Annotated in this window: 10 protein-coding genes; 9 read left to right on the forward strand and 1 reads right to left on the reverse strand. The window is 58.9% G+C overall.

From position 1 onward, the window contains the following. Nucleotides 1-185 precede the first annotated feature (185 nt). The 9 genes from LIY45_RS28600 (at nucleotide 186) to LIY45_RS28640 (ending at nucleotide 10,283) form a co-directional block, all read left to right on the forward strand. Nucleotides 186-725 carry a TetR/AcrR family transcriptional regulator gene (locus LIY45_RS28600; protein ID WP_017478788.1) on the forward strand — a complete coding sequence of 180 codons (540 nt, stop codon included), beginning with the start codon at nucleotides 186-188 and terminating at the stop codon, nucleotides 723-725. Between the two features lie 29 nt (nucleotides 726-754). Then, a complete protein-coding gene (locus LIY45_RS28605; protein WP_201142517.1) occupies nucleotides 755-1,588 on the forward strand; it encodes an alpha/beta fold hydrolase in 834 nt (277 codons plus the stop codon). A 50-nt stretch (nucleotides 1,589-1,638) separates the two neighbouring features. After that, entirely contained in the window at nucleotides 1,639-2,088 is a 450-nt protein-coding gene (locus LIY45_RS28610; protein ID WP_226478387.1) for a thioesterase family protein, read from the forward strand. Between the two features lie 40 nt (nucleotides 2,089-2,128). After that, nucleotides 2,129-3,094: a tRNA-dihydrouridine synthase gene (locus tag LIY45_RS28615; RefSeq protein ID WP_226478388.1), complete on the forward strand. Its 966-nt coding sequence runs from the start codon at nucleotides 2,129-2,131 to the stop codon at nucleotides 3,092-3,094. Nucleotides 3,095-3,640: 546 nt separating this feature from the next. Then, nucleotides 3,641-4,507 (forward strand): adhesin, encoded by an 867-nt coding sequence (locus LIY45_RS28620; protein ID WP_226478389.1) that lies wholly within the window; start codon nucleotides 3,641-3,643, stop codon nucleotides 4,505-4,507. 62 nt (nucleotides 4,508-4,569) lie between these two features. Then, the gene (locus LIY45_RS28625) at nucleotides 4,570-5,538 is read left to right on the forward strand and encodes a hypothetical protein (protein WP_226478390.1); all 969 of its coding nucleotides are present in this window, start codon (nucleotides 4,570-4,572) and stop codon (nucleotides 5,536-5,538) included. Nucleotides 5,539-5,765: 227 nt separating this feature from the next. Continuing rightward, nucleotides 5,766-7,730, forward strand: coding sequence for a hypothetical protein (locus tag LIY45_RS28630; RefSeq protein ID WP_226478391.1), 1,965 nt, complete (start codon nucleotides 5,766-5,768; stop codon nucleotides 7,728-7,730). Nucleotides 7,731-7,893: 163 nt separating this feature from the next. Then, complete coding sequence (locus LIY45_RS28635; RefSeq protein ID WP_226478392.1) at nucleotides 7,894-8,589, forward strand: DUF1266 domain-containing protein; 696 nt, start codon at nucleotides 7,894-7,896, stop codon at nucleotides 8,587-8,589. Then, nucleotides 8,580-10,283 (forward strand): DUF805 domain-containing protein, encoded by a 1,704-nt coding sequence (locus LIY45_RS28640; protein WP_226478393.1) that lies wholly within the window; start codon nucleotides 8,580-8,582, stop codon nucleotides 10,281-10,283. Before LIY45_RS28635 ends, LIY45_RS28640 begins: the two co-directional genes overlap by 10 nt. On the opposite strand, the gene LIY45_RS28645 is transcribed toward LIY45_RS28640, so the two are convergent. After that, on the reverse strand, nucleotides 10,280-11,968 hold the full coding sequence (locus tag LIY45_RS28645; RefSeq protein WP_226478394.1) for a molecular chaperone HscC: 1,689 nt from the start codon (nucleotides 11,966-11,968) through the stop codon (nucleotides 10,280-10,282). The two genes, LIY45_RS28640 and LIY45_RS28645, sit on opposite strands and share 4 nt — an antisense overlap. Between the last annotated feature and the right edge of the window lie 15 nt (nucleotides 11,969-11,983).

Raw genomic sequence — 11,983 nt, forward strand, 5'->3', positions numbered from 1 at the left:
CGATTACCCGCTCTGCGGGATTTTTAAGGGTCATTCAATTATTGAATGGCCCTTTTGTTTGTCTGGCGTTTGGCCAATCTCCCTTCCTCTTCCCTAAAAATGTTCTTCTGACCAATGGTCATGCCGGTGGCTTGCGAAATATTATTATGGTAATAATATTCGAAGCATGAGATTCGGAGGCAACGATGAACGATAAAAAAGCGCAAACCCGCGAACGTATTCTGCAAGCTGCCAGCGCCGCCCTGGTGCAGCGTGGCCCGGCCGAGCCGAGTGTGGGCGAAGTGATGGGCGCGGCGGGGCTCACCGTCGGTGGTTTCTACGCGCATTTTGAAAGCAAGGATGCGCTGATGCTGGAGGCCTTCACCGCGTTGTTGGCCCGGCGTCGCGCGTCCATCGATGACATGGACTCGACCTTGACGGGTGAAGAGCGCCGCGCCCTGGTGGCAGCGTTCTACCTGTCGCGCAAGCACCGTGACTCCACCGCCCAGGCGTGCCCGATCCCGGCCACCGTGGGCGAGATGAGCCGCTTGCCGGATGAATTTCGCCAGGCACTGAACGAACACTGCGAGCTGATGGCTGCACAGTTGGCCGCCAGCCCCGAAGACACCGACAAGGCCCTGGCTGACATGGCGCTGATGATCGGTGGCTTGTCGCTGGCTCGCGCCTTGGGCCCGGGTGAGTTATCGGACCGTGTGTTGCGTGCGGCCAAGTCCGCAGTGCGTTAAGAACGGCCTTCTGGCCTGAGGGATGAGCGATGGACACGTTGAAATGGATTCGTGGCGTCAACGGCACCTTGGGCCGGCTGGCACCGCACACTGTTGCCAGCAAGATGCGCCGGGTGTTCATGACGCCCCGGGATCTGCCACCCCGTGACTGGGAGCTGCCGCTGCTGGCGCAGTCCGAGCGCATCACCTTGCGTTTTGGCCTGTCGGCGCTGAAATGGGGCCAAGGCCCTGCGGTGCTGTTGATGCACGGCTGGGAAGGGCGTCCAACGCAGTTTGCCAGCCTGATCACGGCATTGGTGGAGGCGGGGTATTCGGTGATTGCCCTGGACGGCCCGGCCCACGGGCGTTCGCCGGGGCGCGAAGCCCATGTGCTGCTGTTCGCCCGCGCCATGCTGGAAGCGGCGGCCGAGCTGCCACCGTTGCATGCGGTCGTCGGTCACTCCATGGGCGGTGCCAGTGCGATGCTGGCGGTGCAGTTGGGCTTGCGCACCGAGGCGCTGGTCAGTATCGCGGCACCCTCGCGGTTTCTCGACGTATTGCGCGGCTTTGCCGGCATGGTCGGTCTGCCAGCGCGAGCGCGGTCGGCGTTTATCCAGGAGGTGGAGCTGACGATGGGCATGCCCCTCAAGCACCTCGACGTCGCCCACTATCAAATGAATATCCCGGGGCTGATCGTGCATGCCGAAGACGACACCTTCGTCTCGGTCAAAGCCTGCCAGGTGATCCACGACGCCTGGTTCGACAGCCGCCTGCTGCGCCTGGAGCAAGGCGGGCACCAGAAGGTGCTGGCAGATCCGCGCGTGATCGAAGGCGTCCTGGCGCTGCTCGCCGGCCGCCACGTGCCGGAGCGCCAAACCGCCTGAACCATGGGTTACACTGCTCGCCGCCGACATTAATCGACTGGGAGCACCGCATGGGCTGGGATTTGGCAACGCCGTTTATCATCGATCTTCAGGTCGGTGCCGAAGACATCGATGGCCTGGGGCACGCCAACAACGCGGTGTACGTGTCCTGGCTGGAGCGTTGCGCCTGGCGCCATTCCCAGCGCCTGGGGCTGGACCTCTCCGAGTACCGCCGGCTGGACCGCGCCATGGCGGTGGTGCGCCATGAGATCGATTACCTCGCTGCCGGCTACGAAGGCGACGAGCTGCAGTTGGCAACCTGGATCGTCGACTGGGACCAGCGCTTGAAAATGACCCGGCGCTTCCAACTGGTACGCCCCCGTGACGGCGCCACCTTGCTGCGGGCGCAGACCACCTTTGTCTGCATCGAGCTGTCCAGCGGCAAGCCCAAGCGCATGCCGTCGGAATTTCTTGAAGGTTACGGCCCGGCGCTGCAAGGCGAGTTACCCTCCGGCGCCTGAAACCCGTAAACTGCGCCACGTTTTTCGTTGAGTGTTTTCCATGCAAATTGCTTTGGCGCCCATGGAGGGGTTGGTCGACAACATCCTGCGGGACGTGCTGACCCGGGTCGGCGGTATTGATTGGTGCGTGACCGAGTTCATCCGGGTCAACGACCGCCTGCTGACGCCTGCCTATTTCCACAAACTCGCCCCTGAGTTGCTGCACGGTGCCAAGACCGCTGCCGGCGTGCCTCTGCGTGTGCAGCTACTGGGTTCAGACCCGGTGTGCCTCGCGGAAAACGCGGCCCTGGCGTGTGAGCTGGGCTCGCAGGTGGTGGACCTGAACTTCGGCTGCCCGGCCAAGACCGTCAACAAGTCCCGTGGCGGTGCGGTATTGCTCAAGGAGCCGGAGCTGCTCAACCAGATCGTCGAGCACGTACGACGTGCGGTGCCGGCGCACATTCCGGTCACTGCCAAGATGCGCCTGGGCTTCGACAGCCCGGATGGTGCCCTGGTGTGCGCTACGGCCCTGGCCGAAGGCGGCGCGGCGCATATCGTCGTACACGCACGCACCAAGGTTGACGGCTACAAACCCCCGGCGCATTGGGAGTGGATCCCGCGCGTACAGGAGGTGGTGAAGGTGCCGGTGTTCGCCAACGGTGATATCTGGAGCGTTGAAGACTGGCGACGATGCCGTGAAATCAGCGGCGTCGAAGACATCATGCTCGGTCGCGGCCTGGTGGCCCGCCCCGATCTGGCCCGGCAGATTGCTGCCGCGCGGGCCGGGGAAGAGGTGGTCGAGATGACTTGGGCGCAGATGCAGCCAATGCTCCAGGAATTCTGGCGGCAATCCGTCGAGCAATTGACCGAGCGCCAGGCGCCGGGACGCTTGAAGCAATGGCTGGCCATGTTGACCCGCAACTATCCCGAAGCCGTCGAACTATTTACGCTGATGCGTCGGGTAACCGACCTGGAGCAGGTAGGACGATTGTTGGGATTACCTGATTCGGTGGCGCTGCAAAATTAAGTTCATATATATAAGCGTTTCAATCCAGCAGTAAAGGGTGCCATGGGCGCCCTTTTTTTTGCTTGAAATAAGGCCTCGGATCGTTAACCGCGAGTGTTTGTGGCTGGCATGATTTGAGCTTTTTGGTTGCTTTATATATGTGAGCAGGTTTCTTGTTTGCTACAGGGTCTTGCCGTATCAGAGGCGCATGTTTTTAAGTTTTGTTAGTTCGAGTATGAGGGGCGCGCGCAATAACACAGATAGGGGTGACTGGTGTGGGCGAGTGATTTCATTAATTTGCCTTAACGGCTGACTGTTGCCTGATATATCCATTTTGCCCACGATGAGCACCGGGCAAGCATGATGTTTTAGGGAAAGTCCATAGGATAATGTCTCTATTTTCATTTAATTTCCTTATGTGAAGGCCGATTTTCGGAACCCGATGCTCGCAACACCCACGAAAGTAGGGAGTGTGCAGCACTCGGGTTTGTTTCCAATCCAGAACCTGGACGGTCTGTTCGCAGACCGCTGAAGGAGTTTTGGCAATCACTGAATAAGGATTTGTTTATGTCTAATTTGTCGGTCAATAATTTCCCTCGCTTGAATAATGACCTCAATCAGCAGAATGCGGACCTGTCAAAGTCTGTCGATAAGAGCGCCGGCGAAATCCGCGCGACTACGCCCGGCACAATATTGAAAAACAATCCCGCCGGGTTGACGGATGGAACCGTCACCTTCAACAAGGATGCACTCGAGAAGTTGTTCGAGATGTTTGAATATGCATTCAAGGCGATACGGAACATGCTGTTCGGGCAGGGGGGGATGCCCGAGTTGGTACCCGATGCTGGCCTGCTGCCTAAGCCCGAGAAGAGTAGTGACCCTCTGGTGAAAAATAAGGCGGACAGTAATTCGAATGTGCCGAACACTGCGGCCAAGGACAAGTCCGGGACCCATCCCGAGGTGTCGGTACAGAAAGACAAGCCAGCAAACAATCCAGCGGTGCCGCATTCCGAGGTTAAGGAAACGCCTAAACCCCTGCCAGAGCACCGCAGGCCAGACCCGGCATCGGGCAAGGACGTGCAGCCGAACAGCCGGAGCAGTTCCGACGTGAACGTCACGGTTCGAGTGATGAGCTGCCATTGCCCTCACCCGGATGCAACGAAGCCAGTCCCGCCAACGCCAGACGTGCCCATGCCGGTGCCAGACGTGCCGGCCCCGCCTAAGTTCGATGCACCGATGGCGCCGAAGCCAGGCGTATCGCTCCCGCCGAAGCCTGATGCACCTAAACCAGCTGCTCCGAAGCCGGATAAGCCGGAGCCGGACATCACTTCGCCTGGGCCGTCTGAGGACTACTTTGAGTTCGAATCCAGCAGCGGGCGTCGAACGTTCGACAGCGACTGGCGGTTTAATCCCGGCCGCCGGATAAGCAGGTAAGTCGGCCACTTCCTCAGTTTTTTCAATAAGGCGCTCCCGATCAAAAACGTAGGGGGGCCTTGATGAAGGATGGTTATATGTCTTGTTCAGAAATCAATAATGCGGGCGCGGTCAGAAACTATTATCAACCTTCGCAAACCTGCAACACACCAGGACGATCGGTTCCGGTGCAGCCGGTATTCGTTGATAAACAAGTCTTCTCATCGTTCGGTAATACCGATCAAAGTACCGTTGGGAGCACAGCCAGCGACACTCCGCTGTTAGCAAAGCTTCTCGAACTGTTCACCCAGTTTTTTACGCAGTTGCAAGGCCTGCTGGCAGGCAAGGAACCGGCGAATACAGTCGCGACCAAGGTAACGCCTGCGCCCCCGCCGGTCGTGCTGCCCAGGCCGGATGCACCCCTGCCGGATCCGACACCGCAGCCGCTTCCTGATCTGTCCGATAAGCGCAACGGCGCCAAGCCGGCAAATATATGGAACGGCTTTCGCCAAGGCCCTGATGGTAATTGCGTGACCATTTCGGCGATCAAGGCGGCGATGGCGAAGTTCGGTCAAAGCCCGACCGATATCTTCAAGTCTGTTCAAGCCAAGGGTGACGGCTATCACATTGTCATGCGTGACGGATACAGGCTGGATTTGAGCAAGGATGAACTGGCCAAGGCCAAGCGCGGCTCGGAGTTTGTCCCGATGCGCGACCCCGGCATGCTCAAGGATGCGCACTTTCTATTTGCCGTCAGCGCCAAGCGAGCGATGCTGGAAAACAATGACGGGACTGCAGGCAGGAGCTTTCAATCCGCGATAAACAGCCTCAACGACGGTGAAGACGAAAGGGGTCCCGGGGAAGGCTTCAAGCGTCTGGGCTTGCGCCAGCATATGAAGCGAGTCCATGTCAGCGCGTTCGCTGATAAGACGTTGATCGGTATGGTCAATAGAAGCAGGCATTCAGTGGCGATCATTGATGGATGTGAGGAGCTGTACGGAAGAAAGGCAGGCAGGCCATTGCGTGGGGACGCTGTGGCATTGGTCGATTAACAGCGTTAACAGGCCGGTCATGAAACTGTTATGAATGTTCGGCGCGGTACGTTAACGGTCTAACAATAACTTGAACTTATTATAAAAAAATTAGTGCATTTCACGGCGTACAGCAGATTCTGTGTTTCGTGTTTATGCACTCTCTTTTTGTCGTTGCTGAATGCGTTGGATCCAGTCGGCACTGTTGGCCGCGCGCTGTTGTGTGTTCCCTTTTAAAGGAGTGTTCCATGATGAGTATGAGTGCGGGCTATGCCATGAGTGGGGCGGCCAATCATCCTGCGGGTGTATATGGGGGCGAAAATAAATCCGTCGGTAGCCTGAGTATCTTGAATGCTACCGAGCGACAGTTCGGTGAGCATTTTGATACGAGCAGCCATGCTGCTGTTATCCAGATGATGATATCGACCTTCGGCCCTTCGCGCGCTGATCTATTTGATGAAGTAAGGCGTGTCGGCTCGGGCTATGAGGTTACGCTGAAAGATGGCTATAAGTTGCGTGTTTCCGATCATGAAATATACGGCACCGCCGCAGCGTCGCGATTTGTCGGCGGTGATGCCAGTACAATGGAAAATGCGAATTTCGCATTGGCTGTCTTCGTCAAGCGCAAGCAATTGTCCAGTGCCGACAGCAGTATCAACAGCAACTTTAATGCGGCCTTGACCGCGTCCTTACAGGGCGAGACGGCATTGAACCTGCTCAAGGGCATGGGCATGCGCCGGTTTATGCAACTGATCCCTTCGGAGCAACTCGTCGGCAAGAACTCCGTTGGCGTCATGGAGGCGCATAACTTCGGTGCCGCGTTGATTCGGGATGGGGTGGCGCATCGGTTTCACCGTCAATATCGCCCCGACCGTCCCTACGTCTACGTGCTGGACAAGGAGGGGCAAACGGCTAAGCCGGTCAAGCGAGATGTGCCGGTTGCTCTGGTCGATGTTCCCCTCGTCCATACGTCGTCCACCCCGCGCGGCCGGAAGCCCGTTGATATTCTCACCGGATTTAACGCAGTTGAGCGAGGGTTCGGTGAGGTTGTTAATGGCAGCAGCCATGCCTCTGTCATAAAAATGATGATGATGAGGTTTGGTCCAGACGCCACGGATATGCTCGAGAAAGTCACCCCGGCGGGAAACGGTTATGACATCACGATGAAGGACGGTTTCGAACTGCATTTTTCCAGGCAAGAGTTGCAGCAAGCGACCACGGCCTCGCGATTCGCTGGGAACAACCCCGACGCGGTGCAGCAGGCCAACTTCATGCTGGCGGCGTACACGAAGCGCAAGCAAATGACCCGCGGTGACCAGGACCCTGGGGCATCGTTTGAAAAGGTTTTATCGAACACGCTCAAAGGCGATACGCAATACCGCGTGTTGAAGGGAATGGGCATGACGGGCTTCTTGCGCATTGTGCCGCCCGCCAAGATGCAGGAGCAGGGCGCGGTGGCGGTGGTCAATACCTTTGGCTATTCGAGTGCCTTGGTACTGGATGGCGTGCAGCACAGCAATGGCGGCAAGTCATCTATCGTCAAATCATATGGCTACATGCTCGCCGAGGAGGTACCGGACGGAGTGCCCATTGGTTCAAGCACGCGGCCCCAGCCTTTTTCTAATGTCCCGGTCGGGGTCAAGCCTGGGGATATCTGGAGTGGATTCTATCAAGGGGTCGAGGGGAACTGTGTCACGGTATCGGCGATCAAGGCGGCGATGATGAAGTACGGGCAAAGTCCGCGAGGCATCTATAAAAACATCACCGAGACCCGCGACGGTTATACCGTGACCATGCGTGATTCCAGCAAGGTGAGCGTGACTCACGCAGAATTGAAAGACGCCCGGGAAGGTTCGAATTTCAAAGGCGCCGACGCCGGCCTGCTCAAGGATGCGAATTTCCTGTACGCCGTCAGCGCCAAGCGGGCGCAAATGGAGAACCACGAGTTTCGTGCCGGCGAGAGCTTTGAAGCGGCGATGAGTACGCTCAATGATGGCGAGACCCCGGGTGATGCACTGCGGCGTCTGGGTTTGTTCGCCTTTACCCGAAGCAGCAGCGTCCAGGAGCTGGCAGAGGGTGCAATCGGCACCTTGGCGAACTTTATGCATTCTGTCGTCGTAGTTGATGGGGCTTTTGATGATTACGGGTATAAACACCCCTTGAAATCATCAAGCTGGATGGGTGAAGAGGGCACCGCGCTCAAGCTGGTTTAAGTTCAAAGGTGCAGAGTTTGAGAAGCACAGGCCACGAGAACTCGTGGTCTTTTTTCTGCGCGCAGAAAGGACAAGTCCGATGGTGGCGGGCTGCATAGGCCTTGCAATCTGTGCCCGCATAGTTGGCCTCGGCTACTCTCATCGACTCTGGAACCTCCTCCTCATGGATGAAATTCAACAGCATTGGCTGTATGCCCTGTCTGCTCCCATGGTGTCCATCAACCCTGGCGCCGGTTATCTCGAGCCGGCTTTCTATGCGGGTCCTTCGCCTATTGATCTCGACTGCAGCTGGGGAATCAATGATCGCGACCAGTTGTTCGGCATGTTGTCCCTGGCGGACAACGGCCATGCACGTCACCTCAACGAGGCCTACCATCAATGGGCGCGCTGTTTGCCGAGTCAGTGGAGCCGCCTCCGGCAGAACCTGGGGCAACGTGACTTTGCATTGTACGAATTTGCCAGCCGGACTTTTGGCGTGTGCGGAGTAGGCGGCATACGCGCCTGGGACCTGGGACGGATGGGTTTCCTGTTGCGTTGTGGTTTGCGCAACCAATGGATCGACTTGTCGGAAAGCCTCTGGCTGCACAGCCGGCTGGCGTTGCGAGCGCGGCATTATTACGACAATTGGGACACGTATCTGAATGGGTTTCTGGCGGGGTATACCTTCTGGAAATGTGAGCGGCTACCCGCAGAGCAACTCCATCGCGCGCTGGCACTTCAAGCGGCCTGTGAAAGTACGCAGGTTATCGTCCGGACCCTGGCCGGAGCCGCAGCCTCATTGCTTGAACCCTTGCCCTGGGACCTGCCCCTTGACCCACTGCCGCGTCCCGACAGCCTGGGGGTGTTCGAATGGCAATGACTTGCTGGGAGGCCCTGGGAATAGAGCCCACCGAGAATCTCGATCTGATTCGGGCCGCCTATCGTGCCCGATTGCCCGAGCACCACCCGGAAAGTAACCCTTGCGGCTTCCAGGCCTTGCGCCGCGCCTACGAGGCTGCCTTGGAGGCTGCTCGCACGGAGCCGCCGGATCGCGTTCTTCCGGCGGATACGCCACCGGATGCCGGTCCTCAGCTACTGTCGGAATTCGAGGCTTTGCTGGAAGATCCAGCTCGGCGCTTCAATGTGCACGCCTGGCAAGTCTTTATCCGGCAACTGGATATTCTGCCGCTGGACAGGCTCGAAGACCTCGGCTGGGAATTGCTCCATGAGCTGATGCAATCGGGGCCGCTATCGTCGCGATGTGCGCTGTTGCTCGCGCACCGTTTTGGATGGTCGGATCGGTTGCTCAGTGTGGATTTCGACAGCGCTCGCCACATCGACGAGTTTCTGCACGACCTCCAGCGCCCCGACCCTTTTGACCTCGAGTTGATGGGGGAGTGGTCGCCTCCTGCGCAAATGGAAGCCCTCTGGTACGTAAACAGCCTGGACCACCTCTATCAACAGCGGCCATTACGCGAGTATGTGCACTTTGCCAGCCAGGCTACCTGCGTAGCACTCCCGGCGGACCCTGCGTTGATGCGCCGTCTGCTGGTGCAGCAGACGCTCGCCGGGATTGCGGGCAAGGGCCTGCGTGAAGCGTGTATCGAGTTGCATCATCAGGCATCGGACGACCTTGATGCATTGTTTCTGTTGACGCGTCAGAACACCCTGCTGGGCCTGGAAGAACAGGCGCTGCGGGGTTGGCTCGAGCTCTGGCAGGACCATCGGCACCCGAAAGCCGCCGATTATTTGCTGGAGCTTTGCGGGCGGCATCATCCGCAGCGGTTGCCGTTGTTGATTCAAGCATTCGACCGCAGGGACGATGCTCGGGAGCTTGATATTCACCAGGACCGGGAAGCACCAACAATGCACCCGGAAACGCTGGCGCGCGGGTTCAATGCGCTGAGGGCGGATTTGGGAGGTTTTGCCGGTGCCTACGCCCAGTGGCAGGTCGGCGGTGATGCGCGGCCCCTTCAGGCGTTCTTCAATGACGACGAGCAGGATGCTGATCTGCAACGTCTTTATCGTCATGCCTGGGCATTGCGCGAAGGTACTGATCAGGATGTGCAACGGGTGCTTGATGAACCGCCATCCAGTGATGTGCTGGAGGAGCTGATTCTTGAAGGGTTTCGGTATCGGGCAGGGCAGAAGATACGCGCGCAATCTGCGCCGCGAGTGTCGCCAGCGGCAGAACAGCCTCTCGACTGCAGTGCTCCTGCGCCGGTATCGCCTTGGGCATTCTGGCGATTGGACACGCGCCTGGGGCGCGCGCCCTTTTTCGGGCAGAGCCTGGGGCTCACGGTGGTTGGCCTTCTTTCGGCGTTGATGATGAATGTCGCACCTGGCGCTGCATTGACGTTGCTGGCGCTTACCCTGCTTTTGTTGGCAGGTGCCAGTGTGCGGCGCTTGCACGACATGGGGCGCGGCGCCCCCACGTTGGTGCTGGGCGTGGCGTTGGCGTTTGTGTTGCCGGTTATCCCACTGGCGTTGTTTTTCTGGCCGGGTGACCGCTTGCCAAACCGCTACGGCCTCCCTCCAGGTGCACCGCCTTACCTGGATAAGGCCGGCGCTTAAAGCTGCAGTTGGTCCAGTGCCCCGTTCAGTTGCTGCTGGCAGGCGGCGATCTCGGTAGATTGCTGGCTGGCGAGTACTTGGTTGAAGGTGGCCAGCCAGTCGCCGATCCGTTCTCGATCATCCCCCAGGCTTTTTGCCCAGGCGCGCTCAAGGCGTGCGATAAGTGTGCGGTTGGGCAGGGTGTCCCGAGGATGGATTTTCAAGGCGTTGAGGCGCTGGTGGCTGGCTTTTCGAGCCTCCTCGCCCAGCCCGGTCGGTGTGTGGTCGATGCTGTGACTGTGGCGCTCACCGTTATGCTGCAAGGTCACGTCGACTTCCAGCAGCCCGTTGATGTCGTAGCTGAAACGGATATCCAGCGCCTGGATCTCGCCGGTCTGCGGCAGCGGGACTTCAAACGCGTCGATAAAAATATTGTCCTGCACCCACGGTCGTTCTCCCTGGTAGATCGCGACCCGTATCAGTGCCTGCTGCGCGTGGGAACTGTAGAAACGCTGTACCCGCGAGACCGGAATCACAGTGTTGCGCTCAATGATCGGCGAGAACGCAACGCAGTCATCTTCCCCGCGCAGGGATGAAACGCCGAGCGTATAGGGGCAGACATCGGTCAGAATCAGTTCCTCGATGGCGTGGTCTCGTGCCTTGCACGCCGCCTGAGCCGCTGCGCCCAGGGCGACAAGGGTATCGGGGTCAAGATGACGGTAGGGGAGACGGCCAAACAGCGCGGCAACCATCCGTTGCACCGCAGGCATACGCGTCGCGCCGCCCACCAGTACCAGGTTGTCGAGGTCTTGAGGACGTAACCGGCTGTCGCGCAATGCTTGTTCAATCGGTGTGCGCAACCGGTTTAGTAAAGGCTCCCAGATTTTCAGCGCACCAGGCTCATCCAGTTGCCATTCGCGGGTGACGCCGGCGTGGTTCCAGCTCAGGGTTTGCACCTCGCTGGACAGTTTGCATTTAAACCCTTCGAGGCTGTCGCGCAGGTTGGCCTGCGCCTGTACGTCAAGCGTTGCCGGCAGTAATTGCCAGTCCCGGAGGCACGCCTTGAACAGAGCTTCGGTGAAGTCTTCCCCTCCCAGGAAGTTGTCGCCGGCAGAGGCGTGTACCTCGATCAGTGGCAGCGCGTACTCCAGAACGGTTACATCAAAGGTACCGCCGCCCAGGTCGAAAATCAGTGAGCGCTCAAACTTCTGCTCGTGCAGCCCATACGCCATGGCTGCTGCGGTGGGTTCGTTAATCAGGCGTGTCACGGAAAGCCCCGCCAGCTCGGCGGCAAACAAGGTACGTTTACGTTGCTCATCGCTGAAATAGGCCGGAACCGAAATGACCGCCTCATGCACCGGGTGCCCAAGCCAAGCCTCGGCATCCGCCTTGAGTGCGCCGAGCACCAGCGCCGATAACTCTTCGGGGCTGAACGATTGGTCGCCCAGCGCAAAGCGCTTGTCGCTGCCCATAAAGCGTTTGAAGGCGGCGACACTTCGTTGCGGGTGTGTCGCCAGGCGAGCCCGGGCAGCCTTGCCGACCAGAATGCTGCCGTCCTCGTCGAGGCTGATGACGGAAGGCGTCAGTACATCGCCGAGTGCGTTCGGGATTAGCCGGGTTTTGCCCTCGTGCCAGAGAGCCATGACGCTATGGGTCGTACCCAGGTCTATCCCCAGCAGCGCCGGGGAGTTCGTTGCATCCTGCATGGTAGGTGAGTCCGA

Source organism: Pseudomonas sp. MWU16-30323 (assembly GCF_020515595.1).
Classification (GTDB): domain Bacteria; phylum Pseudomonadota; class Gammaproteobacteria; order Pseudomonadales; family Pseudomonadaceae; genus Aquipseudomonas; species Aquipseudomonas yamanorum.